The sequence below is a fragment of the Mesorhizobium sp. M0991 genome, assembly GCF_040318915.1.
Taxonomy (GTDB): Bacteria; Pseudomonadota; Alphaproteobacteria; order Rhizobiales; family Rhizobiaceae; genus Mesorhizobium.
On the sequence record NZ_JAMYNE010000025.1, the window covers coordinates 16,837 to 40,069 of the forward strand.

General features: G+C 60.2%; 22 protein-coding genes and 2 tRNA genes. 13 read left to right on the forward strand and 11 right to left on the reverse strand.

Going from position 1 to position 23,233, the window contains the following annotated elements; all coding sequences use genetic code 11:
* Positions 1-182 precede the first annotated feature (182 nt).
* Together NKH70_RS27200 and NKH70_RS27205 are read left to right on the forward strand one after the other, a co-directional pair.
* Positions 183-1,298 carry a YcbK family protein gene (locus NKH70_RS27200; protein ID WP_353026639.1) on the forward strand — a complete coding sequence of 372 codons (1,116 nt, stop codon included), beginning with the start codon at positions 183-185 and terminating at the stop codon, positions 1,296-1,298.
* Between the two features lie 174 nt (positions 1,299-1,472).
* Positions 1,473-1,547: transfer RNA gene (locus NKH70_RS27205), tRNA-Glu, on the forward strand.
* 126 nt (positions 1,548-1,673) lie between these two features.
* Here NKH70_RS27205 and NKH70_RS27210 read toward each other — a convergent pair.
* The gene (locus NKH70_RS27210) at positions 1,674-1,970 is read right to left on the reverse strand and encodes a DUF982 domain-containing protein (RefSeq protein WP_023678889.1); all 297 of its coding nucleotides are present in this window, start codon (positions 1,968-1,970) and stop codon (positions 1,674-1,676) included.
* A 300-nt stretch (positions 1,971-2,270) separates the two neighbouring features.
* Here NKH70_RS27210 and map point away from each other — a divergent pair, with 300 nt between their 5' ends.
* The gene (gene map / locus NKH70_RS27215) at positions 2,271-3,098 is read left to right on the forward strand and encodes a type I methionyl aminopeptidase (RefSeq protein WP_353026601.1); all 828 of its coding nucleotides are present in this window, start codon (positions 2,271-2,273) and stop codon (positions 3,096-3,098) included.
* Positions 3,099-3,132: 34 nt separating this feature from the next.
* A complete protein-coding gene (radC, locus tag NKH70_RS27220) occupies positions 3,133-3,798 on the forward strand; it encodes a RadC family protein (protein ID WP_502908404.1) in 666 nt (221 codons plus the stop codon).
* Here the strand turns inward: radC and NKH70_RS27225 are convergent.
* Together NKH70_RS27225 and NKH70_RS27230 are read right to left on the reverse strand one after the other, a co-directional pair.
* Entirely contained in the window at positions 3,735-4,925 is a 1,191-nt protein-coding gene (locus NKH70_RS27225; protein ID WP_353026605.1) for an MFS transporter, read from the reverse strand. The two genes, radC and NKH70_RS27225, sit on opposite strands and share 64 nt — an antisense overlap.
* Before the next feature lie 61 nt (positions 4,926-4,986).
* Complete coding sequence (locus tag NKH70_RS27230; protein ID WP_352719184.1) at positions 4,987-5,430, reverse strand: DUF417 family protein; 444 nt, start codon at positions 5,428-5,430, stop codon at positions 4,987-4,989.
* Between the two features lie 91 nt (positions 5,431-5,521).
* Here NKH70_RS27230 and NKH70_RS27235 point away from each other — a divergent pair, with 91 nt between their 5' ends.
* Positions 5,522-6,043, forward strand: coding sequence for a MarR family winged helix-turn-helix transcriptional regulator (locus NKH70_RS27235; protein ID WP_352667981.1), 522 nt, complete (start codon positions 5,522-5,524; stop codon positions 6,041-6,043).
* 117 nt (positions 6,044-6,160) lie between these two features.
* Here NKH70_RS27235 and NKH70_RS27240 read toward each other — a convergent pair whose 3' ends face one another.
* From NKH70_RS27240 to NKH70_RS27250, 3 genes are all read right to left on the reverse strand, one after another.
* Positions 6,161-8,740: a bifunctional diguanylate cyclase/phosphodiesterase gene (locus NKH70_RS27240; protein WP_353026641.1), complete on the reverse strand. Its 2,580-nt coding sequence runs from the start codon at positions 8,738-8,740 to the stop codon at positions 6,161-6,163.
* 485 nt (positions 8,741-9,225) lie between these two features.
* Positions 9,226-10,092 (reverse strand): class I SAM-dependent methyltransferase, encoded by an 867-nt coding sequence (locus NKH70_RS27245; protein ID WP_353026608.1) that lies wholly within the window; start codon positions 10,090-10,092, stop codon positions 9,226-9,228.
* Positions 10,093-10,231: 139 nt separating this feature from the next.
* Positions 10,232-11,422: a glycosyltransferase family 4 protein gene (locus NKH70_RS27250; protein WP_352719182.1), complete on the reverse strand. Its 1,191-nt coding sequence runs from the start codon at positions 11,420-11,422 to the stop codon at positions 10,232-10,234.
* Positions 11,423-11,912: 490 nt separating this feature from the next.
* Here NKH70_RS27250 and NKH70_RS27255 point away from each other — a divergent pair, with 490 nt between their 5' ends.
* The 7 genes from NKH70_RS27255 to NKH70_RS27285 all read left to right on the forward strand — a co-directional run bounded on the left by NKH70_RS27255 (position 11,913) and on the right by NKH70_RS27285 (position 17,747).
* Positions 11,913-12,269 carry an SPW repeat protein gene (locus tag NKH70_RS27255; RefSeq protein ID WP_051409696.1) on the forward strand — a complete coding sequence of 119 codons (357 nt, stop codon included), beginning with the start codon at positions 11,913-11,915 and terminating at the stop codon, positions 12,267-12,269.
* A gap of 331 nt (positions 12,270-12,600) precedes the next feature.
* Positions 12,601-13,416: a cytochrome c oxidase subunit II gene (gene coxB / locus NKH70_RS27260; protein ID WP_352719181.1), complete on the forward strand. Its 816-nt coding sequence runs from the start codon at positions 12,601-12,603 to the stop codon at positions 13,414-13,416.
* 91 nt (positions 13,417-13,507) lie between these two features.
* Positions 13,508-15,277, forward strand: a complete 1,770-nt coding sequence (gene ctaD, locus NKH70_RS27265) for a cytochrome c oxidase subunit I (protein WP_352466989.1) — start codon at positions 13,508-13,510, stop codon at positions 15,275-15,277.
* Entirely contained in the window at positions 15,274-15,978 is a 705-nt protein-coding gene (locus NKH70_RS27270; RefSeq protein WP_352719180.1) for a cytochrome c oxidase subunit 3, read from the forward strand. The genes ctaD and NKH70_RS27270 overlap by 4 nt, the downstream gene beginning before the upstream one ends.
* Before the next feature lie 13 nt (positions 15,979-15,991).
* Positions 15,992-16,714, forward strand: coding sequence for a heme-copper oxidase subunit III family protein (locus NKH70_RS27275; RefSeq protein WP_352719179.1), 723 nt, complete (start codon positions 15,992-15,994; stop codon positions 16,712-16,714).
* 10 nt (positions 16,715-16,724) lie between these two features.
* Positions 16,725-17,129, forward strand: a complete 405-nt coding sequence (locus NKH70_RS27280) for a cytochrome C oxidase subunit IV family protein (protein ID WP_353026611.1) — start codon at positions 16,725-16,727, stop codon at positions 17,127-17,129.
* A 144-nt stretch (positions 17,130-17,273) separates the two neighbouring features.
* Entirely contained in the window at positions 17,274-17,747 is a 474-nt protein-coding gene (locus tag NKH70_RS27285) for an aminoacyl-tRNA deacylase (protein ID WP_352466993.1), read from the forward strand.
* Positions 17,748-17,809: 62 nt separating this feature from the next.
* Here NKH70_RS27285 and NKH70_RS27290 read toward each other — a convergent pair whose 3' ends face one another.
* From NKH70_RS27290 to tig, 5 genes are all read right to left on the reverse strand, one after another.
* Positions 17,810-18,622: a DUF2189 domain-containing protein gene (locus NKH70_RS27290; protein WP_352719177.1), complete on the reverse strand. Its 813-nt coding sequence runs from the start codon at positions 18,620-18,622 to the stop codon at positions 17,810-17,812.
* A 315-nt stretch (positions 18,623-18,937) separates the two neighbouring features.
* Positions 18,938-19,870 (reverse strand): heme o synthase, encoded by a 933-nt coding sequence (locus tag NKH70_RS27295; protein ID WP_353026614.1) that lies wholly within the window; start codon positions 19,868-19,870, stop codon positions 18,938-18,940.
* Positions 19,871-20,017: 147 nt separating this feature from the next.
* Complete coding sequence (locus NKH70_RS27300) at positions 20,018-20,398, reverse strand: c-type cytochrome (RefSeq protein ID WP_352719175.1); 381 nt, start codon at positions 20,396-20,398, stop codon at positions 20,018-20,020.
* 187 nt (positions 20,399-20,585) lie between these two features.
* Positions 20,586-21,110 (reverse strand): hypothetical protein, encoded by a 525-nt coding sequence (locus NKH70_RS27305; protein WP_352719174.1) that lies wholly within the window; start codon positions 21,108-21,110, stop codon positions 20,586-20,588.
* A gap of 160 nt (positions 21,111-21,270) precedes the next feature.
* Positions 21,271-22,746 (reverse strand): trigger factor, encoded by a 1,476-nt coding sequence (gene tig, locus NKH70_RS27310; RefSeq protein ID WP_352719249.1) that lies wholly within the window; start codon positions 22,744-22,746, stop codon positions 21,271-21,273.
* Positions 22,747-23,089: 343 nt separating this feature from the next.
* Between tig and NKH70_RS27315 the strand changes: the two genes are divergently transcribed.
* Positions 23,090-23,174, forward strand: a tRNA-Leu gene (locus NKH70_RS27315).
* Positions 23,175-23,233 lie beyond the last annotated feature (59 nt).

Below are 23,233 nucleotides of genomic sequence, written 5' to 3' on the forward strand. Positions count from 1 at the left end.
AACAAGGGTCATTTCGACGAGACGTTTCGACGCCGCGCCAATGACGAACCGGTCGGATATCGAGGGGGAATTTTGTTTTGAGATCAGCAGGATCGCGCCTCGCGAAGGGAGAAAGCCGCGCCATTGTGGCGGCGCTTTTCTCGGTGCTCCTGGCGTCCTGCACCTCTGCCGGCGACCCGACCATGTCGGTCGGCATGCCAGGCTATAATACCTCGACTACCGAAATCAGCACGGCCGCCGGTGCGCCCCAGGCCAGCACGGCCGCGTCATCGTCGCAGATGACAACCGCACAAATGACGATGAATGCAGAGGGCGACGCCAACCTTCCCGGGCAGGTCGCCTATGTGCCATTGGCCAAGCCAGGGGCCAAGCCCGATGCCGGCTTCCCGATCGCCGTTCCCACGGCAGCCGAGACGATCGCGGGACACACGCCGCAACCGCTGCATCCAAACGCCCAGACGGCCGATCCGGCCGTGGCACAGAACAGTGCCGGCGCATCGAAGCCCGACGCTAAGGCCGCCGCGCCGGCGATGAACAACCCGGTCTATGTGACCGCCGGCGAGATGCCGCAGCCACAGGCCTACGCACCGAAGAAAAACTTCCTGGCCTCGCTGTTCAGCGCCACCCCCGCTTCGGCAGCAGCATCGCCGGCCAACAGCAGATCAGGCGGGCAACCAACGGTCATGCAGGCCAAGGCGACGCCCGCGGCAAAACCCACCGTTACCCTGGCCTCGGCCAACCCGGCTGAAAAGCCGGTGCAGCTGGTGTCGACAGGCGATACCAGCCACTTCACGGCCGATGCGCTGCCCGGTGTGCGCCAGACGGCGCTGTTCGAGATCAAGCGCAAATCCGGCCTCGACGATGAGAGTGATGTCGATCTCAACGAAGACGAAGGTTCGGGTGGCGCCTACCAGGTCGCCTCCGCCGCCGGCCTCGCCCGGCTGGCGCCCAACGGTCTCCTGAAACAGAACGAAAGCGTCGACGTCGCCTGCTTGAAGCCGTCGCTGGTTCGCGTGCTGAAGACGATCGAAGGTCACTACGGCCGCAAGATGACGGTCACCTCCGGCTATCGCGATCCGGCCCGCAACCGCCGCGCCAATGGTGCCAAGAACTCGCTGCACATGTACTGCGCCGCCGCCGACATCCAGGTCCCCGGCGTCTCGAAATGGGAACTGGCGAGCTACCTCCGCACCATGCCGGGCCGCGGCGGCGTCGGTACCTACTGCCACACCGAATCCGTTCACGTCGATGTCGGACCGGAGCGCGACTGGAACTGGCGCTGCCGCAGGCGCGGCTAGGGCGAGGTTCTTCGGGCACTGCGAAGGCCCCCTCGGCGGCGTTGCATCATGCCGCAAAACCAGCTTGGCTGTCGGAAAGACGCAGTTTGGAGCCAAAGGAAAAAAGTTGTCGCAGCCGGCGGCAGACGGGTTGCCGGTTTGTCGCGACGCAACTATAAGCGCTCACATCTGAGCGCGCCCATCGTCTAGCGGTCAGGACACCGCCCTTTCACGGCGGTAACAGGGGTTCGATTCCCCTTGGGCGTACCAGCAATTTCAACTTGGCATATGTCTATCGCCAGCGTGATGCTGCGCAAGCTTTGCTGGACCCGCTACTCTGATGGGGATGTCGGCAAGAAGGCGCGAAGACAGACTGAAGATTGTGTCGAACGCTTCCTACGCCCGCAGTCCCCTCGCCTCGCCGCCGCGCTTGCGTGGAACCATCATGTCCCTGGCAAGCAGGCCGCTCACCCGGCAAAAGGCCATGAAGGCCCGCCATGCGTCTTCGGTCTCGACGATGTCCACCGTGGCACCAAAACAGGCGTTGAACGCGGCCTGGTAGGTTGGCCCCTTCCGGCGAACCGGCCACGTTTGCAGGAAATCGAGCGCCTGCTCGACACTATAGATTTCCTCGACCGGCTGGCCGGGCACAGGCGCGATCCGCACCGGCACCTCGAATTGCAGTCTGTCCATTCGATGTCTCCCGAACCGACGCCCCCGCAGCAACGCCGTTCGTCGCAAAAAAATTGCCGTGGCGGCTTAATGCTTGGGCCGCTTCTCGCCTAGAAATGTGTCGTCACTACGGTAGCCAATGAACCCGGCGGAAGCATGGGCCGCTACACGCAAGGAGAATGCCCCCAGGGCGTGAATATCGCCGGTCTTCGGCCGTCGCCGGCAGTTCGTCCTTGAACCTTGCGCTTTCCAGTGCCAAATCTGGGGAGATTTCTCTCGCGGAGGCTCATCCAGCCTCGCATCTCTGCAAGACGGATAAAAATGGTCACCTATCTCGACGCCGCCACGGCACCGCTCAGAAACACCGGCCAGATCCGTCTTTACGACGAGGAAGGTTTTGTCGGCATGCGCAAGGCTTGCGATCTCACCGCGCGCTGCCTCGACGAACTGGTGACGATGGTGGCGCCCGGCGTCACCACCGAAGCGATCGATCGCTTCGTCTTCGAGTTCGGCATGGACCATGGCGCGCTTCCGGCGACGCTCAACTACCGCGGCTACACGAAATCATCCTGCACCTCGATCAACCACGTCGTCTGTCACGGCATACCCGACAGCAAGCCGTTGAAGGATGGCGACATCGTCAATATCGACGTCACCTATATCCTCGACGGCTGGCATGGCGACTCCTCGCGCATGTATCCGGTGGGCACGATCAAGCGTGCCGCGGAGCGGCTGCTTGAAGTCACGTACGAGTGCCTGATGCGCGGCATCGCGGCAATCAAGCCGGGCGCCCGCACCGGCGCCATCGGCGCCGCCATCCAGACCTACGCCGAAGCCGAGCGTTGCTCGGTAGTGCGCGATTTCTGCGGCCACGGGGTCGGCCGGCTGTTTCACGACGCGCCGAACATCCTGCATTACGGCAGCGCCAGCGAAGGGGTCGAGATGCGGCCGGGGATGATCTTCACCGTCGAGCCGATGATCAATCTCGGTCGGCCGCATGTAAAAGTGCTGTCGGACGGCTGGACCGCGGTGACGCGCGACCGTTCGCTGTCGGCGCAGTACGAGCACACGATCGGCGTCACCGAGAGCGGCTGCGAGATCTTCACGCTGTCGCCAAAAAACCTCGACCGCCCCGGCCTGCGGGCCTAGTGTCTGGCAGATCGGGCGTTACCGTGCCCGGCAAATGCTGGGTGGGGCAGCCATGAACGGTGACGACGACGAGCGGGCCTTCTTTCCCGAAAGGCCGGTGCGATCGCCCGCCAAGGCGGTGGCCGCCGACAAGCCGCATTATCTCGGCCATCGCGACCGCTTGCGCGAGCGCTTCGCCGCCGGTCCCAACACCCTCCCCGAGGTCCTCGGCGCGCCCGTCGAGCGCCTGCAGGAGGTGAAGGGCATCGGCCCGGCGGTGGCGCTCGACCTCAAGGTGGTTGCGGCAACGGCGCAGCGCATGGCGCGCGGCGAGATCGCCGGCCGCGAGCTGTTGTCGACCTGGACGCAGGTTCTCGAATACTGCCGGTCGGTGATGGCCTTCGAGGAGCGCGAGCAGTTCCGCATCCTGTTCCTCGACAAGAAAAACGCGCTGATCGCCGACGAAGTGCAGCAGGTCGGCACGGTCGACCACACACCGGTCTATCCGCGCGAGGTGGTCAGGCGCGCTTTGGAGCTCTCCGCTACGGCGATCATTCTGGCGCATAACCACCCGTCGGGAGACCCGACGCCGTCGCGCGCCGACATCGAGATGACCAAGCTGATCATCGAGACGGCCAAACCGCTGGGCATTGCCGTTCACGACCACATCATCATCGGCAGGAAAGGCCACTCCAGCATGAAGGGCCTGCTGCTGATTTGATCGAGAATGCCTGCATCACCGCGAACAATCAGAACCAAGCTGTGTATTTCCCCAGCGTATGCCATCAGGGCAAGACCGCCAGCAGCAAGCGTCAGGCCGAAGCCGAGGACATAAGCTGGCCGCATCAGCCTGAGCACAGCCGAAGTCAACAATGATCCCACGATGAAGCCGAGCCCGGCCGGGATGCTCCAGAGGCCCGCTTCCAGGGGGGTTAGCCCCAAGACCAACTGGAGATACTGGGCGACAAGAACGAGAATTCCGAAGCCAACGAAGAAGTCGAGGACGTTAATGCCGAGCGCCGCCACCACAGCCGGCCGCTTGAACAGGCGCAAGTCAAGCAGCGGATCGGGCAAGCTCATCTGCCGCCTTGCGAACACCACTCCGAACAACAGGCCTAGTGCGACCGCGGATGCCGCCCACACGACACTGCCGCCCTCAGCAACTAGCTTGATCCCGAAGACGATCGGCAACACAGCTGCCAGAGACAAGGCAGCACTCAGGATATCAAGTCGCCCGGCGTTTGGGGTCCTGTGCTCGGGCAGCAATACCGGTCCGACTATCAGCAGAAGCGCCGTAATGGGGAGAGGCACCAGAAACACGGCTCCCCACCAGAAGTGTGATAGAAGCAGACCACCAACGACCGGGCCGATCGCGCCGCCAAACGAGAAACTCGCGACCCAGACGCTTACAGCGAAGGTCCGCTGACGGTCATAGCGGAACATGTTGCTGATGAGAGATAGCGTCGAGGGCGCCAGCGTTGCGCCAGCAATCCCGAGCAGCGCCCGAGCCAGGATGAGCATCTCGGCACTGCGCGCAAAGGCTGCGACCAGCGACAGGAGCCCGAAAGACGTAGATCCAATCAGCAGCAGCTTCCGCCGGCCGATGCGATCGCCAAGAGCTCCCATGATGAGGAGCGACCCGGCCGCCAGAAAGCCGTAGATGTCCACGATCCAGAGCAGTTGCGCGGCCGTGGGCTTGAGGTCGGCGCTTAGCGATGGCACGGCCAGGTTCAGCACGGTCAGATCCATCGCGTAGAGTATGCAGGGCAGCGCGATGATGGCGAGGCCGATCCATTCGCGATGCGTGGCTCGGCCCGCGTGCAGGCCGGTGGTGTCGGATGTGCCCATTGCCATCTCCCGATTGTTGAAGTCCGCTGACGGATTGCCTGGCTGCTTACGCCGCTATCATTCAAAGCGAAGACACGCGCGGCTTTGTGGCCTCCAAGGCCTCACCAGCGGACCAAAGCGCAACCCCGAGAAGGGTCAGGTCCTTGACGATGAAGGCGCCAAGCGCCGGGTCGAGTTGCGGCGTGGTGACGAGGAAACTCAGCGTGACCACCAGCGAGGCAGCGATGCCGTAACTGCCAATTGCCGAGACCCATGGCGTAAAGGGACGCGAGGCCATCATGAGAGCCAAGGCGATCTCCACAACGCCGATGAGGTCCGAGGACAGCTGCTGATTAAGCAGTCCGGGGAGCCAGAATAAGAACGGGCTGTGAACAAGCAACGGATGAATCGCCGTCGCTTCGGCCGCAGTGAACTTCGCCACTCCGAACAACGCGAAAAATAGGACAACGCTATATCGAGCTACCACCTGCCCTGCCACCAGGGTCCATTTCTGCAAAGTTGTCATGACTTTTTTCCTTGATAAGTGCGTGCTACACGCACATAATAAGTCATATAATCGCTAGCGCCGTCAACCCCTCATGATAAAGACTGCCGCCATGACACGTTTGAGAACCGCCAATATGCTTGCCGCCTTCGCTGGCGAAATCGCTGAACGCGTGGACGCGACCCTCAAAAGTCACCCCAACCAAACCGACTCTGCCTCAGCTGCGCTCAACATCATGGGCTTTTGGGAGGGCATCACCAACGCGCAGCTCGCGCGGGCGCTAAACCTCTCGCACACTGCGACGGTGCGTCTGGTCGACAAGCTTGAGGCTCAGGGTTTCGTCGAAGCTCGCAAGGGTGAAGACAAGCGTGCTACGCACCTCCACGTCACTCCGGCCGGCCGCGAAGCCGTATTGCCCGCTCTTGTCGCACGTTGCGCGGCGGTCAACGACTATCTTGGGGTCCTCACCGCGGCTGAAGAAAAACAACTCACCGGCCTTCTCGAAAAGCTAATGCGCCCACTAGCGACGGATGCATACGGGGTCAGCCATTTTTGTCGCCTCTGCGAATTTGCGGCGTGTCCCGGGGACCAGTGCCCGATGCACGCCAACATAGAGTCTTGGCCCGAAATTTGACGGACCATGTACCTTGCGTCGCTGCTGCTGATTTGAGGTTTGTTGTTTTGAGCTTTGTTGCGCGGATGTACCGTGAGGCTCAAGGCAGGTCGGGTCGATAAACTCCGGCGCCGAGGCTCAGCTGGCCGTGCGCAGGCGCCGCGTTCGGACAAAGGTCTTAAGTCCCTCGGAATCAAACGCGTGGCCGAAGGCATAACCCTGCAATATGTCGCAGCCCAGGCCCTTGAGTATCCGTGCATGCTGCATCGTCTCGACGCCTTCCGCGACGACCTCGATACCCAGCGACCTGCCGATTTCAATGATCGACGAGACAACCTGCCTTCTCTGCGGCGATTTGACGATTGGGGTAACCAGCTGCCGATCTATCTTCAGCCGGCGAGGCTGCAACTTCAGCAAACTGACCATCGAAGCGTAGCCGGTACCAAAATCGTCTATTTCGACGTCAATCCCCAGTTCTTTTATCTGCTCGATGTTCCAGGTGACAAGATCGTCGTTCTCGTCCAGGAAAATCGACTCAACGAGCTCAAACGAAACTGTTCCTTTCTTGATATTTTGTTCTCGCAGGCTCTTGATGAGCTCTTCGTCTTGAAGGCGCCTCGCCGAGACATTGACCGACACCCGTGGAATGTTAAGTTTTGCAGCGGACCACTCTTCGAAATCCGAAAGCGATTGCTTCAATATGGCTTGATCGATGATCGAGACGACGTTCAGTTCTTCTGCAATCCTCAGGAAGACGTCGGGCGCCAAAATACCCTTTACTGGATGTCGCCACCTCGCCAGCGCCTCAACCCCAACGATTTCGAGCGTCTTTGCGTCAAATTGGGGCTGGTAGAACGGGATGAACTCGTTGCGCTCGAGGCCGCCGAGAATTTCGTCGGCAATCCGCTTTGTATCGACGATTTCGCTTTGCATCGCGTCGGTGAAGAATTCGTATCGATTGCGCCCACGCCTCTTTGCTCGGTAAAGCGCAATATCGGCGTTCACCAGCAGGTGTTTTGCTTCGACATCTTTTCCGTTGTCGACAGCTATACCCACGCTGACGCCAAAACGGCATCGATGGCCCTGATAGTAGACGGGTTCGCGCATCTGGCTGATGACCCGATCGGCAAGCAGCGCCAGTTGCTTGGTATCGTCGCGTACCACGCACAGAACGATGAATTCGTCTCCTCCGATTCGGGCGACGAATCCTTCGTCGCCGACCTTCGATCTGAGGACTGTCGACGCGTGAACCAACATCGCGTCACCGGCGGCGTGGCCCAGCGTATCGTTGATGTGCTTGAACCGATCCAGATCGATGTGAAGCAGTGCCGCACGCCCGCCGGAGCGCCTGGCGTTTGCCGCGTAGTCTTCCAGTACCTGGTCGAGGTAGCGTCGGTTGGGCAAGCCGGTCAGCGAGTCATGAAGCGCGATGTGCTCTATGCGCGCCTTGGCCGACTCGAGTTCTGCATTTTTCGACTCGGACAGCTGTTTTGCGCGAACCAGATCCTTGTTCAGCAGGACGTCGGCAGTCACGTCCCATTCCGCGCCGATCATTTTTGGGGTGTCGTTTGCGGCCCGGTAAAGGATCGCCTTGGAGCGGACATGACGGACTTCGCCATTCGGGCGCACAATCCGGTACTCCGACAAATATGGTCGTCCGCTGGCCACCGCCCTATCGAAATCTGCATTGGCGCCAGCCAGATCATCTGGATGGATCGCTCCCGCCCAGTCTGTGTAACCCCGGTGCTCCCCCGCTGGTTTGCCATATATTTCATTGACGCGTTCATCCCATGTAAGCTCGTTGGTCGCGAGATCGTGTTCCCAAACCCCAATAGCCGAGGCTTCCAGAGCGAGTTCAAGGCGTCGTGACAATCGGCGCAATTCCGCATAATTGCGCTGTCTTTCGCCTATCAGACGACCCGTGACCAGGAAGGGGAACACAACCAAGGCCCCGGCCGTCGCCATGATCGCGCGCAGCAACCATGCATTACTTGGCGTCGAAGGCCAGCCGTTCTTGGGAATGGCAGCGAGCTGCCACGAGCCGGAAGGAAGCAAAACGTCAGCCGTCACCGGATCGCTTTTGCTGATCTCCTCATTGCCGTAGAATTGACCACCACGGTGACCGAGGGCGTCCCTGCCGATCAGCGCGACGTCGATCCCGAGATCGTCGTCAAGCATGCCGCTCGCTCTGTAAAGGCGCTGCACGTCGACAACGGCGGAAATAATGCCCCAGAACCTTTCCGTGTTGCCCGCGCTCGGCACGAAAACCGGAAAGCGGCCAATGAAGCCTTGTCCTCCCTGCTTCAGCTCGACGGGACCGGCAAGCACCAGCTTGCGTTCGTCTCGCGCCCTTAGCGCAGCCGCACGTTGCCGCTCGTTCTTGCGGTAGTCCAGGCCCATCGCCTGCTCGTTACCCTCCATCGGGTACATCAGGGAAACGACCAGATCGGGCGCGCCGGCAATATTGTTCAATTGCGAGTCGGCGCCAAACAGATTGCTCGCCAGCGAGGCGAAGCGTTGCTGTCCCATATAGGGCTCGGTCACGACCGCGGCGACCAATCCACGCACGAGTTGAAGGTTTCCGTTGATATTGCCTTCGAGCTTGGCACGGATGAGATTGACCTTGGTCAGCACGTCCGCACGGACGGCCTGGTCCGAGACGACTTTGTTCTGGTGCTCCGCGAACGCTGCGCTGATAAGTATGACGACAAGCGCGATCGCCGCCGGAATATTTGCCGACGAAAAGACGACCTCCTTGATGCCGCCGAACCTAGCGCGGAAAAAAGCCAATAGGCGATTCCTCAAGTGCCATTTCAGGTTCCCGGGTCGACCCGATGAGGAACATTAGCTTTCAATGTTTAATTTGACCTTCACGCTCCTTAGAGCTTTTGCACTTTCCGACCGTTGCTGATGTTGCAGGCCCGAGCGGCTGGAGCCAGCTGCCGATTTCCACTGCCATCGTCCCACTGATTGCGATGCGCTGGCGCCGGGGATCCAGCGTCTGCTGACCATTCGCGAGGAGATCTGATGCGAGCGGGAAACGGCGGCCGGCCGCCGTTCCCTGCTCATCTCATGGCGTTCGTCTGTGGAAGCGGACCGACAGAGAGGCCAGCTAGACCAGGCTTGCTCGGAAGATCGAGGAGCGCGAGCGCGATTGCACACTTCGACGCTCCGACCCGAGTACTCAAGAGTGTTGGCCTGGACTAGTGGCCCTCAATCGCCTTGGGAGACACAAAGTATGGTATCTTGCCGACGCTGCGCTTCGTCGCGCCAATGGAATAGGCCATCGGTATCTTGGGAGAGTTCTCGGGCAGGCCGTACATATCCTTGCCGGCCCGCACTGCAAATGAAAAGTGCTGCCACGAAGCCGTGTCATGCTCATTGAGAAAATCGAGCGTCAGACCCGCTGAAATCAGCGCATTCACCACGTCACTGATCGGGTGGATCCACTCATAATAGCGAGGATGCTTCAAGATGCGGTCATCGCCGGTGTAGGTCAGTTCCTCGTTCCAGGCGAGCGGCCGAGCTATCGGCGTTCGCCAGTCGTGCTTCAATTCCAGGGCCGCGGCCTTTCGATCGCACTGAAACATCAATGGATGGCCCTCGGCCATGTAGAGGCGGCCGCCGGGTCGCAGGAGATCGGCAACCACCCGCGCCCAACGGAACACGTCGTCCAGCCAGTTTACCGAACCCCAAGTAACGTAAGCGATGTCAAAGGTCCGACCGAGCGCTTCCACCGCCTCGAACAGTGGCGCTTCCACGAAGCGCACGTCGGTGCCTGCCTTCGCAGCAAAATCCCGCGCCGCGGCGATCGCGGTCGGTGAAAAGTCGAGCCCGGTCACACTGCCCGCGCCGAGATTCTTAAGGCTGATCGTGTCAAGACCGATGTGACACTGCAGGTGGACGATATCCTTGCCGGCGATATCGCCGAGCTCGCGCGTTTCCAGCTCATAGAGATTGGATCCGCCGGCCAGCACATTCTCGATGTGGTAGCTGCCCGTTGTGTCGGTCGAGTGCAGTTCGGCCCGATCATCCCAATTAAGGCGGTTCGCGCCCAGAAACCGTTCCAAATTCCCCCCACCCCTGACTGACGCATGGTAAACAAGTCGTTAAAGTACCTTTGCAGCGAAAGTATCGCGCGTCAATCCGGACCGGGCGGCAGTGCGCCAGCGCTCGCAAAAGCCATGGCCCAGGAAGGCTTGCTGCTGATCAAAGGCTTCTGGCGCAATCGCCGCGCCCGGCGACAAGACCCCGCAGGCGCTCCCTGACGCCGCCGTCGTGGTCTGCATGTGGATTAGTCGGTTCCTCAGCCCCCGCGGCCACCATCGCGATGTTTCTGGAGAGCTCGTTTGCGGGGTCAACTGCGTCTGCTGTGCCGCTCGTGAGTGCTCGGTAGAGTGCCACATAATCGCTGCACATGCGCTCGACCGTGAACCGCTTCTCGAACGTCTGCCGCACTCGTGCGCGCTCGAGGCTGTCTATCCGCCGGAGCGCGCCCACAGCTTCCTCCACCGTATCCACGATCCATCCGGACACACCGTGATCGATGATCTCCGGGACGGCGCCACGCCGGAACGCAATCACCGGCGTACCACAGGCCATTGCTTCGATCGTTACGAGCCCGAAGGGTTCCGGCCAGTCGATCGGGAACAAAAGCGCTTTCGCATTGCCCAGAAAATCCGCCTTTTGCCGCTCATCGATCTCGCCAATGAACTCCACGTTCGAATGCCGCAGCACTTGCGGCTCGACCCTTTCCTTCCAGAACGACTGGTCCACCTTGTCGATCTTGGCGGCGATCTTCAGGGGAAACCCGGCTCGCGCTGCTATTTCTATGGCCGTTTCCGGCCCCTTTTCCGGCGAGATACGACCGAGAAATGCAAGATAGCCAGAGGTGTTCGGGTGGAATGGCAAAAGATCGCGGGGCAGGCCGTGATGCACGGTTCCAACCCAATTGACGGGCGGCATGGGCCGGCGCTGGTCGAAGGAAATCGAGACCAGGGGAACGTCGTCGAACATCGCATAAAGCTGCGCCACATCGGGCAGGTCGAGCCTGCCGTGAAGCGTGGTAACCGTTCGTCTGGCAAAATCCCGAATTATGGGGAAGTGCAGAACATCGACGTGGAAATGCAAAACTTCGAATTCATCGGCTCGCCGGCGCACCCGTTCAAGCATCATGACATGGTGCGGAACACCGTCCAGAACCCTGGGATTCAGGCGCAACGCGACCTCGCAACACGGCACCAGCTCGGCTGAGGTACGAGAATCGCCGCTGGCGAACAGCGTCACCTCGTGGCCCTGTCGGACAAGTTCTTCGGTCAGATACGACACAATTCGCTCGGTTCCACCGTAGGTTCGGGGCGGCACGGATTCGGTTAGCGGCGCGATCTGGGCTATTTTCATTTAGAAAATCTTTTCGGCGGCAACCGCCGTCTTTCAAACAAGCTTCGGCGGCAACCAAGACAAGCGAGAGCTTCCCGTTGCAAAGTATTCTATGCAGAGCGTATTTATAGTTGTGCCGTCCGTGCTCCTCCCGCGCAATTAGGTTGCCCTTATTCAATTCCTCTGGATCCAAGAACTGCGATCGCCGAGAAATGTTTCACCGGCTCGATAAAAAGACAGAATGAGCTACGCGCCGCCGCCCCGCCGCCCCTGACCAGGCAGCTTTGGATTTGCTCGATCACCATCAATTGATCCAGGCGTGTCGGTGCCCAATGGAACATAAAGCCCGGAAATCAGTTAGATAGCCGGATTTGACTGGAGTTCGCCAGATGCGCAACTCCGGCCGGGCAAGGGCACTGCCGTGACACGGAGTGAGCGGCTTCGGGCGTATCGCGCCGAGGCACCACCTTGCCGAACTCGGGAGCCATAAACGCTCCCTATGGAGGATGCCATGAACCAGTGGACAAACGCCAGGCTCTGTGACGTAGCCAACCTGATCCTTGGGGCAATTCTGTTCTTTTCTCCCTGGATCTTCGCCTTTGCGGCAGGCCCGCAGACGCAGAACGCCCTCGGCAGTGGAATCTTGATCGTCGTGCTTTCGATTGCCGCCCTCGCGGCATTTGCCGTGTGGGAAGAGTGGGTGAATCTGGTCGTCGGACTGTGGGTCCTCGTGTCTCCCTGGGTGCTTGGATTCCAGGCGACAACGGCGATGACCGTGCATGTCGTGATCGGCATTCTGGTCGCCGTCCTGGCCGCGATCGAGCTCTGGATGATGTACCAGAACCCTCCGACCCAGTCCGCCGCCTAGCAGGCGCAGCCACCCGGCGCCCTTTTTAGGCCTGACGGATCGATGGGTCGTCTGCCGGCCTCTCGGCAACAGCCGCCGGAGGCCGGATGGCAGTTTGTTTGGACGAGTCCCGAGAAGGATGGCGCATTAGGGTCGGTGACAATCCGCGTTCGACGGCCAGGATTGCGGGACATCCCATTCATCCGATGCGAAGGACCGCCAGCACAGAGAAATGGTATTTTTGCCCTTCCCACAGCCGGCTCTAGAATTTTCATCGCAAATCAAGTTATGATGCACTTGGTATTTCCCGGGACGGCTTTGCGCCGCTTGGAATACCGGGAGGAACCGGGACATGGCCGTTGCGCTTGTACTCGTTCTGATAGTCGTGGGCTCGGTGTTGTTCCACTTCCTGAGCCCATGGTGGTGGACGCCGATTGCCTCAAACTGGGACTATATCGACAACACCATCATTATAACTTTCTGGATCACCGGCGTCGTCTTCGCCGCCGTGGTTCTTTTCATGGCCTATTGCGTCTTCCGCTTCCGTCATCGGGAAGGCAATCAGGCGGCATATGAACCTGAGAACAGGCGGCTCGAATCCTGGCTGACGGTCGTCACCGCGGTTGGCGTCACGGCTTTGCTGGTTCCCGGCCTGTTCGTCTGGAGCCGGTTCGTTACCGTTCCAAGCGACGCAACCGAGGTCGAAGTCGTCGGCCAGCAGTGGCAATGGAGTTTCCGCCTCCCCGGCAAGGACGGCAAGCTCGGCACATCGGACACCCGCGACGTCAACGCTGAAAATCCACTCGGCGTGATCGCCGCCGATGCCAACGGCCAGGACGATGTCGTAGTGGAAGCGGCCGACCTGCACCTCCCGGTTGGCAAACCGGTCAAGATGCTGCTCCGCTCGATCGATGTGCTGCACGATTTCTACGTGCCGGAATTCCGCGCCAAGATGGACATGATCCCGGGCTCGGTCACCTATTTCTGGTTCACTCCGACCAAGACCGGAACCTTCCAGGTCCTGTGTGCCGAACTCTGCGGCCAGGGACATCCGATGATGCATGGCGTGGTCATGGTCGATACTCAGGAAGACTATCTGGCGTGGCTTGGCCAGCAGCAGACTTTTGCGCAGCTGTCCGCGCCCCAGCAGATGGGCTCGGCAGAGTAGGAAACCGGAACGACGGCGCGCCGTCGGGATTGAAAATAGTGCGGCAAGCCCGAACTGTCGGGCTGGCCGAAAAGGGCACGGAGGTGTTCCTATGGTCGATATCACACCTGCAGATGCGGTACCGCCGGCCGAAGTCGCGGAAATGGAACTTTACCATCCGCACAGCTGGTGGACGAAATATGTCTTCTCGCAGGATGCCAAGGTCATCGCCATCCAATATTCGGCGACGGCGACGGCGATCGGCATGGTGGCGCTGGTGTTGTCCTGGCTGATGCGGCTGCAGCTCGGCTTCCCCGGCACGTTCGACTTCATCACTCCGGAAGCCTACTACCAGTTCATCACCATGCACGGCATGATCATGGTGATCTACCTGCTCACCGCACTCTTCCTGGGCGGCTTTGGCAACTATCTGATCCCGCTGATGGTTGGCGCTCGCGACATGGTCTTTCCCTATGTCAACATGCTGAGCTACTGGATCTATCTGCTCGCCGTGCTGGTCCTGGTGTCGAGCTTCTTTGCGCCCGGCGGACCGACGGGTGCCGGCTGGACGCTCTATCCGCCGCAGGCGATCATGACCGGTACGCCAGGCGGCCAGGACTGGGGCATCATCCTGATGCTCGTCTCGCTGATCCTGTTCATCGTCGGCTTTACCATGGGCGGCTTGAACTATGTCGTGACGGTGCTGCAGGGCCGCACGCGCGGCATGACGCTGATGCGCCTTCCGCTCACCGTCTGGGGTATTTTCACCGCCACGGTCATGGCTCTGCTCGCCTTCCCGGCGCTGTTCGTCGCCTGCGTGATGATGCTGCTCGACCGGGCGCTCGGCACCAGCTTCTTCATGCCGGCGATCGTCGAGATGGGCGAACAGTTGCAGCATGGCGGCGGCAGCCCGATCCTGTTCCAGCATCTGTTCTGGTTCTTCGGCCATCCCGAGGTCTACATCGTTGCGCTTCCGGCCTTCGGCATCGTGTCCGACCTGATCAGCACCCATGCGCGCAAGAACATCTTCGGCTACCGCATGATGGTCTGGGCCATCGTCGGCATCGGCGCGCTGAGTTTCGTGGTCTGGGCGCACCATATGTATGTCAGCGGCATGCATCCCTATTTCGGCTTTTTCTTCGCCACCACGACATTGATCATCGCAGTTCCAACAGCCATCAAGGTCTACAACTGGGTACTGACGCTGTGGCGCGGCGACATCCATCTCACCATACCGATGCTTTTTGCCCTGGCCTTCATCGTCACCTTCGTCAATGGCGGGTTGACCGGGCTATTCCTCGGCAATGTCGTCGTCGACGTTCCGCTGTCGGACACAATGTTCGTCGTCGCCCATTTCCATATGGTCATGGGGGTCGCCCCGATCATCGTGATTTTCGGCGCGATCTATCACTGGTATCCGAAGGTCACCGGTCGGATGCTGAACGAGACACTGGGCCGGTTCCATTTCTGGGTCACCTTCCTCGGCGCCTATCTGATCTTCTTTCCCATGCACTATCTCGGCTTGATGGGCGTGCCGCGGCGCTACAACGAATTGACCGACATGACGGTGATGACGGAATCGGCCCACCACCTGAACTCGTTCATCAGCATCATGGCTTTTATCGTCGGTTTTGCCCAGATTGTGTTTCTGTTCAATCTCATCTGGAGCATCCGCCATGGCCGTGAGGCTGGCGGCAATCCGTGGCGGGCAACGACGCTTGAGTGGCAGACGCCCGAAACACCGCCCGCCCACGGCAATTTCGGCAAGGATCTGCCGATCGTCTATCGCTGGGCCTATGACTACAGCGTGCCGGGAGCCAAGGAGGACTTCATACCGCAAAACGTTCCGGGCTCCTTCGCGCCCTCCAGGGAGCCGGCATGAGCGTAATCCTGGTTTTCCTGCTCGTGATCGCCGGTATTGCTGGGTGGTGGCTTTCCCATCAGCGGCTAATGACGAAGCCGTGGCTCGAGCAAGGTATGATCGGGGATTTTGTCGCCCTGGACCGATCGGCGCTGCCGACCGCAAAGATCGGTCTCGGCGTCTTCCTTGCCGTCGTCGGCTGCCTGTTCGCGCTGTTCACCAGTGCTTACTTCATGCGCATGGCGCTGTCGGATTGGCGGCCGCTGCCCATCCCGCACCTGCTCTGGCTTAACACCGGCGTACTGGTCTTGAGCAGCATTGCGATACAGTGCGCTTCGCTCGCGGCGCGCAAGGGTCAAGTGGACATGGTCAGGCTCGGCCTCGCCACCGCTGGGCTCACAGCGCTCGTCTTCCTGATCGGACAGCTTGTGGCATGGCGGGAACTGAGTGCGGACGGCTATTTTCTGGCGTCCAATCCGGCCAACAGCTTCTTCTACCTGCTAACGGGAATGCATGGCCTGCATATACTGGGGGGGCTGGTCGGGTTGGGCAGAACGAGCGTCGGCGCCTGGAACGGAGCGCCGCCGCACCGGCTTCGCCTCAGTGTCGAGCTGTGCGCCATGTACTGGCATTTCCTGCTTTTCGTCTGGCTCGCCATCTTTGCTCTTCTGGCCGGCTGGGCTTCGACTTTAATCGACATTTGCCGAGGGTTGCTGACCTAGGAGGAACGGGCGGATGGCAGAGACGACACTGACCCACATCGGCCGAACGGGGCCGCGCCCCCCAGGCTGGCAAGGCATCGCCGCCGACTGGTCCTCGGATCAGCGGGCGTTCAAAAACGTGTCCTGGGGCAAGGCCATGATGTGGATCTTCCTGCTCAGCGACACGTTCATCTTCGGCTGCTTCCTGCTCTCCTACATGACCGCGCGTATCTCAACACGCGTGCCGTGGCCCAATCCGAGCGAGGTCTTTGCCCTGCGCATCGGCGGCTCCGACATTCCGTTGATCCTTATCGCCATAATGACCTTCGTGCTGATCTCAAGCAGCGGAACGATGGCCATGGCGGTCAATTTCGGCTATCGCCGCGACCGCCGCAAGACTGCAGTCCTGATGCTTTTGACCGCAGCACTCGGCGCGACCTTCGTCGGCATGCAAGCCTTCGAATGGACCAAGCTGATCACCGAAGGCGTCCGGCCTTGGGGCAATCCATGGGGCGCTGCACAGTTCGGCGCATCCTTTTTCATGATTACCGGCTTCCACGGCACGCATGTGACGATCGGGGTGATCTTCCTGATCATCGTGGCGCGAAAGGTCTGGCGCGGGGACTACGACGTCGGACGGCCCGGCTTCTTCACCAGCCGGAGGGGCCGCTACGAGAACGTCGAAATCATGGGGCTTTACTGGCATTTCGTCGACCTGGTCTGGGTGTTCATTTTCGCATTTTTCTATCTTTGGTGAGAGGCAGGACATGGCTGAAGCAACCGCAAACGGCCTGGGACAGCATACGCTGGACCGCGCCCATACCCATGATGCGACGACGACCGGCGTTACCCCGGCGGAGGTTCATCAGGAGCACCCGATCAAGCTCTATTTGGTGGTCTGGGCGTGGTTGTTCATCCTCAGCACCTGCTCCTATCTGGTCGACTATTTCGGCCTCCACGGCTATCTCAGATGGTCGCTGATCCTGATCTTCATGATCCTCAAGGCCGGGCTGATCGTCGCCATCTTCATGCACATGGCCTGGGAACGGCTGGCGCTGACATATGCGATCATCCTGCCGCCGGTGCTGGTTCTGGTGTTCGTGACGATGATGGTCTTCGAAGCGGACTACACGCTTCTCACCAGAATGGCGTTTTTCGGGGCCGGGCCCTGACATGCAATCCGGATCCAGGCCGTCCGGTCCTGGAGCCTTCGCCTTGAAACAATCCACGGCTGGTCCATTTCTGTTGGTATCGGAAACGACTGGCCATGCCGGCGTTTCCACATGCGTCGCGAACACCAGCAAGGGGCGCCCAAGATGACCATCGCAAACAGACTGAAGGACTTCATCGATAGGAAAGGAATTTCCTACGACACCGTCGAGCATCACCGCACGGCGACAAGCAGACAATCCGCCATTGCGGCACATGTGCCTGGCAGCATAATGGCCAAATCGGTTGTCGTTCACCACGACCGTGGCTACGCGCTGGCCGTGGTTCCAAGCACGCACAGGATAGAACTCGCGACATTGCAGGATGTCATGGACAAGCCCCTTGGATTGGCCTCTGAAGACGAGGTGGTCTCGTTGTTCGGCGATTGCGACGTCGGCGCCGTGCCGCCGATCGGCGCTGCCTATGATGTGCCGGTGGTCCTCGACGAAAGCCTCGGCGACGCTCCCGAAGTCTATTTCGAGGGCGGCGACCACAAGACGCTTGTGCATGTGAGCGGCAAAGATTTCCGCGACCTGACAAAGGACGCGCGCCAGGCCCGTTTCAGCCACCCCGCCTATTGAAAGCTCTGCCCCACCCTGCCCGCACCGGCATTTCGCCGGTACGGGCACGGCAGGTTTTCAGCTCACGGTCTGGTGGCCGGCGGCGATTCCACAACTTTCCGATAGACATGCCAGGTGGCATGACCAAGGATCGGCAGCACGACTGCCAACCCGGCGAACACTGGCAGCGAGCCGATGATCAGGGCGACGGCGACGATAAGGCCCCACACCGCCATCACGATCGGGTTGGCCAGGACAACGCGCACCGAGGTGTGGATGGCTTCGTAGGCCCCGACATCGCGGTCGAGCAACAACGGGAATGCGACGACCGTGGTGCACAACACAACCGCGGCGAACACGAAGCCGATGGCGTGACCCAGGATGATGAGCGTCCAGCCGCGTCCCGTGGCGAATATTTCACTGATGAAGCTGGACAGCGATTGCGGTGGCGCCGGGCCGAACAGGGTCTGATAGAAAATCTGGGCCGTCAAAAGCCAGGCGATGAAGATCGCAAGCAGCATGATGCCGACCGCTGCAATAGCCGGCAGTGCCGGAGAACTCCTGACCTCAAAGGCGTGTCTCCACGAGGCATCGAGCCCGGCTTCCCGTCGCCGGCTGATCTCATAGAGGCCGATCGCCGCGAACGGACCAATCAGTGCAAAGCCGGACACAAGCGGAAACAGCAATGGCAGCGTGTTGTTGCCTGATGTCCAGACAGCAAGCACGATTCCCGCAAGCGGATAGATCAGGCAGAGAAAAACGATGTGCGACGGCTTGACCATAAAATCATCGACCCCACGCCTGAGCGCATCAAAAAGATCGGAGACACCGATTTTTCGAACTCTGGTGTGTTCCAGCGTCTCGCTGGCACCTGCTATCACGTGAAAGCTTGCCATGACCATTCCTCCAGACCAGGTCCGGTAAGGTCGCGTTTTACTGTGCTGCCGTTCTGCATGATTGGCCCACGCAAACCGCGACCTGCACCATGATCAATATACTCTCATGCGGGGGACTTGTCGCGCTTTGTAGGAAGGCCGGGAGTAAGGGTCCCGGGTAGCCTGACTAGCTCCAGACGCCGTTTTTCGATATGCTCTTCTAGTCGAAGGTGAAGGTCATGGATGGAAGGACAGTTCTCATACTCGGCCTTGGCGTCGTTATTCTGCTGTTGCTGGGATTTTGTGCTCTGCCGACGTGATGTTTTGGAGCAGGTGTCAATAGCCGGCTGACGCGACCACTCGCATTACAATGGTGTCGGCAAGCAGCGCCGCAAAGATTGCGAAAAGATAGACAATCGAATACGCAAACAGCGCCTTTGCCGGCTTCATCTCCTTGTCGGCGACGAGAACCTTCCAGGCCTGCCAAATGAAACCTGCGCCCAATGCGGCTGAAACAGTGCCGTAATATCCGCTCGCGAAGCCAAAGCCCCAAGGGAGAACGCCGATTGGCGCCAAGAGCAGCGAATAGGCGAAGATTTGTTTTCTGGTCGAGTGCTGGCCGGCCGCATTCGGCATCATCGGGATACCCGCCGCGGCATAGTCGCCGACCTTGAAAAGGGCCAGCGCCCAGAAATGAGGCGGCGTCCAGAGGAAAATGATCAGAAACAGGATGAGACTTTCAATACCGATAGCGCCGGTTGCAGCCGCCCACCCGATCACCGGAGGAAGGGCGCCTGCCGCGCCGCCTATGACGATGTTCTGTGGCGTCGAGCGCTTCAGCCACATTGTGTAGATAACGACGTAGAAAAAAATGGTGAACGCCAACAGCGATGCGGCAAGCCACCCCACCAGCACGCCGAGCGTCATGACCGACAGTGCGGAAAGCACCAGACCGAAGCCGAGAGCTTCGCCAGGCGTGACGCGACCGGACGGAATTGGTCGCTTGGACGTGCGAGACATCAAGGCGTCTATGTCTGCGTCGTACCACATATTGAGCGCGCCGGCGGCTCCTGCTCCGACCGCAATTGCGCCGATGGCGATTACGGCGATAACTGGATTCATTACGCCGGGCGCCATCATCAGGCCGACGAAGGCGGTAAAAACGGCAAGCGCCATGACTCGCGGTTTCAAAAGCGCAAAGAAATCACCCGCCGTCGCCTCCGAGAGGCGGATGCCGGTATCCTTGAGACGGCTTTCTTCAGTCGACATTCAGACGACCACCGATGGGAACGGCAGCCTAGCCGGCCAATGTCTTTTTTGCAACGAGCCGCCTCCCCACCTGACGCTGCCGGCAGATTGCGGCCGAGGCTATGCCTCGACCTGTTTGCGATACCAAGATCCGGCGGAAGAGCCGCGTTATTTGGAGAATTGCTTCAGGTAGGCAATGACATTGGCGATGTCCTCGTCTTTCTTGAGGCCGACAAACGCCATCTTCGTTCCTTTGACCATCGCTTTCGGATCGTGAAGGTAGGTGGTCAGCGTGGCCTCATCCCATTTGACGCCGGACTTGCCGGCCTCGGTCATCGCCTTGGAATAGCTGAACCCCGGATGCGTCCCGGCCGTTCGGCCGATGACGCCGTTCAAGGACGGACCGATCTTGTTCTGGTCCTTGTCTGCCACGTGGCAGACCTTGCATTTGGCGAAGACCTTCTCACCCGCCGCGGCATCCTGGGCCCACGAGGGGCCGGCAATGACGGTCGCGACGGACATGACGATAAAAAACACAATGGCACGCATGGCATTTCCTCCCTGATCGCCAATTTGCCCTGGCTGACCTGCACAGGCCGACATCTAGTCCGCTGGCATGCGCTCTTGAATGGCAGAACGGATATCCACTGCCTGGAGTTGCGGCACCTACATACCACAGAACCCGGCCGGCAGGTAGAGTTCGATCATTGAATGGATTAATGCGGATAATCCGCGCTCAAGGCAATTTGGTGTTGCAGGTGGTGGCGATCCGGCCGACCGCCTCTTCAACTCCGGCTAGGTCAAACTCGGCTTTGCCGCGCCCCGACAGCAGCCCGAACCGCCAGGACAGCAGCAGCCGGTCCGCGGAAATCAGTCGCCTGATGCCGTCGGCACCGTCGCGGACCAGCATCCTGCTGCGCGGGCCGACCGACCAGCTTTCGTTGAGCTTGCCGGATTGGCCGACAGTCACCGACATGGCGATGGTTCGGCTGGCGGAAACGGTGTCGCTCAGCTGCAGCCATTCGCTCCAACGCGGTTCGCCGGCGGTCCGGCAGGCGATCGTCAATACCGGGCTGTAACTCAATGCGCCGCCGCCGGTGATGAGCTTGTTGGTCGCGTAAAGCGAGGCGGTGACAAGGCCATCGCTGGTCTTGTCGAACCGCCAGTTGTCGAGAACCGTATCAGCCTGAGCGATCCCGCAGACCGACGCAAGCAGGAATGCCGCCGCCATCACGCTTCCGATACCGAAGAACTGTCTCAACGATGCCTCCAACAACCGCTGCGGTCAGCAACCCTGCGCAGATAATCATCAAAGCTTCGTATCGCCACCTCGACCGCCAGATGCGTGAAATCCGTTGCGTCTGCGCCACAACGAAAAAGGCCGCCTCGAGAAGGCGGCCTTTCGGAATTCAGCAGGGACGTTATTCAGCGTCCTTGGCGGCCTTCTTCTTCGGCGCGGCCTTTTTCTTCGGCTCTTCAGCGTCGTCGTCGGCCTTCTTGGCGTCGGCTTTTTTCGCGGCCGGCTTCTTCGCCGGCTTTGCCTTGGTCGTCTCCGTATCCTCGTCGTCGGCCAGCAGTTCTTCCTTGCTGACCTTGACATCGGTGACCGAAATCTGGCCGAGCAGATGGTCGACCACCTTCTCTTCGAACATGGGCGCGCGCAACGTATTCAGCGCTTCGGGATTGTTGCGATAGAATTCGAAGGCTTCCTGCTGCTGGCTGGCCGGATAGCGGCGTACCTGCTCGAACAGGCCGCGCTGCAGTTCCTCGTCCGTCACCGTGACGCCTGCCTTCTCGCCGATTTCGGCGAGAACCAGGCCGAGACGCACGCGGCGTTCGGCAAGGCGCATATATTCGGCGCGCGCTTCTTCCTCAGTCGTCTCTTCGTCGGCGAAGGTGCGTCCGGCGGCTTCGAGATCGCGGTTGACCTGGTTCCAGATGTTGTTGAACTCGGCCTCGACGAGCTTGGACGGCGCCTCGAACGAGTAGGCGGCGTCGAGCTGGTCGAGCAACTGGCGCTTGACCTTCTGGCGCGTCATCGAGCCGAACTGATTTTCGATCTGACCGCGCACCACCACGCGCAGGCGCTCCAGCGACTCCAGGCCGAGGTTTTTGGCCATCTCGTCGTTGATCTCAAGTTCGCCGGGCTTCGACACTTCCTTGACGGTCACGTCGAAAGTGGCTTCCTTGCCGGCCAGATGCGCCGCCTGGTAGTTTTCCGGGAAGGTTACCGTGATCTGCTTCTCGTCGCCAGCCTTGCTGCCGACCAGCTGGTCCTCGAAGCCGGGGATGAATTCCTTGGAGCCGAGTACCAGCGGCTGATCGGTGCCGGCGCCGCCGTTGAAGGCTTCGCCGTCGATCTTGCCGACATAATCGATGGTCACGCGGTCGCCCTCGGCGGCCTTGCCGGTCTTCGGCTCGTAGGTGCGGGCGGATTCAGCGACACGCTTGACCTGCTCGTCGATCTCTTCATCCGGCACGTCGAACACCTGGCGCGTCACCTTGATGTCGGAGAAATCCTTGATCTCGATCGGCGGAATGACCTCATAGTTCAAGCGGAACTCGAAGTCGGCGCCGCCTGCCAGAATCTTCTCGGCCTCCTTCTCGTCCTCCGTCATGATCACTTCGGGCTGCATGGCGGCCTTTTCGCCGCGCCCGGTGATGATCGAACGGGTCGAATCGTTGAGGATCTCGTTGACCACTTCGGCCATGAACGATTTGCCGTAGACCTTGCGCAGGTGCTGCACCGGCACCTTGCCCGGGCGGAAGCCGTTGATGCGGACCTTGTTCCTGGCATCGGAGAGCCGCGCCATCAGCTTGGCTTCCATGTCACCGGCCGGCACGGTGATCTTGATCTCGCGCTTGAGACCGGAGTTGAGCGTTTCGGTGACCTGCATCATAAAACCTTTGTTTCCACCAATGAGGCCGTCAAACGGCCCCTGCCGTTTACAGCCTGCCGGTATGATCTTGCCGGGAATGGCTTTTGGTGCGGGACTTGGCGATCTGTCCGCCCAACGCGGCACAAATCCTCCAGAAATACGCTCCAAAATGTGAATAAGTCTTTGTTTTTCCTACTTCTTATCACATTCTGCAGAAGCGGATCGTCGCGTCCCGTCACATTCGACACGCCTTTTGTCACAGGCGACGCTGATTTTCAACCATCTTTGCATTCCGGCCAATGATGCCGATATCGGCCCTGACATTGACAGAATGATGGCTACATGGGATTGGCCGGGCAATGCGGATGTGGCGGAATTGGTAGACGCCCTGGATTTAGGTTCCAGTGCCGAAAGGCGTGGGGGTTCGAGTCCCTTCATCCGCACCACCCTTCGCTCTTCGAGCTTCGGGTGGCAGGCCACTCGAAGCTCCTCTGAAGCCTTGGCG

Bases quoted from the DNA above. Each gene is read 5' to 3' on its own strand.
- NKH70_RS27200 (WP_353026639.1), top strand. From the start codon at position 183: ATGTCGGTCGGCATGCCAGGCTATAATACCTCGACTACCGAAATCAGC.
- NKH70_RS27210 (WP_023678889.1), bottom strand. From the start codon at position 1,970: ATGGACAGACTGCAATTCGAGGTGCCGGTGCGGATCGCGCCTGTGCCC.
- map (WP_353026601.1), top strand. From the start codon at position 2,271: ATGGTCACCTATCTCGACGCCGCCACGGCACCGCTCAGAAACACCGGC.
- radC (WP_502908404.1), top strand. From the start codon at position 3,133: ATGCTGGGTGGGGCAGCCATGAACGGTGACGACGACGAGCGGGCCTTC.
- NKH70_RS27225 (WP_353026605.1), bottom strand. From the start codon at position 4,925: ATGGGCACATCCGACACCACCGGCCTGCACGCGGGCCGAGCCACGCAT.
- NKH70_RS27230 (WP_352719184.1), bottom strand. From the start codon at position 5,430: ATGACAACTTTGCAGAAATGGACCCTGGTGGCAGGGCAGGTGGTAGCT.
- NKH70_RS27235 (WP_352667981.1), top strand. From the start codon at position 5,522: ATGACACGTTTGAGAACCGCCAATATGCTTGCCGCCTTCGCTGGCGAA.
- NKH70_RS27250 (WP_352719182.1), bottom strand. From the start codon at position 11,422: ATGAAAATAGCCCAGATCGCGCCGCTAACCGAATCCGTGCCGCCCCGA.
- NKH70_RS27255 (WP_051409696.1), top strand. From the start codon at position 11,913: ATGAACCAGTGGACAAACGCCAGGCTCTGTGACGTAGCCAACCTGATC.
- coxB (WP_352719181.1), top strand. From the start codon at position 12,601: ATGGCCGTTGCGCTTGTACTCGTTCTGATAGTCGTGGGCTCGGTGTTG.
- ctaD (WP_352466989.1), top strand. From the start codon at position 13,508: ATGGTCGATATCACACCTGCAGATGCGGTACCGCCGGCCGAAGTCGCG.
- NKH70_RS27270 (WP_352719180.1), top strand. From the start codon at position 15,274: ATGAGCGTAATCCTGGTTTTCCTGCTCGTGATCGCCGGTATTGCTGGG.
- NKH70_RS27275 (WP_352719179.1), top strand. From the start codon at position 15,992: ATGGCAGAGACGACACTGACCCACATCGGCCGAACGGGGCCGCGCCCC.
- NKH70_RS27280 (WP_353026611.1), top strand. From the start codon at position 16,725: ATGGCTGAAGCAACCGCAAACGGCCTGGGACAGCATACGCTGGACCGC.
- NKH70_RS27285 (WP_352466993.1), top strand. From the start codon at position 17,274: ATGACCATCGCAAACAGACTGAAGGACTTCATCGATAGGAAAGGAATT.
- NKH70_RS27290 (WP_352719177.1), bottom strand. From the start codon at position 18,622: ATGGCAAGCTTTCACGTGATAGCAGGTGCCAGCGAGACGCTGGAACAC.
- NKH70_RS27295 (WP_353026614.1), bottom strand. From the start codon at position 19,870: ATGTCGACTGAAGAAAGCCGTCTCAAGGATACCGGCATCCGCCTCTCG.
- NKH70_RS27300 (WP_352719175.1), bottom strand. From the start codon at position 20,398: ATGCGTGCCATTGTGTTTTTTATCGTCATGTCCGTCGCGACCGTCATT.
- tig (WP_352719249.1), bottom strand. From the start codon at position 22,746: ATGCAGGTCACCGAAACGCTCAACTCCGGTCTCAAGCGCGAGATCAAG.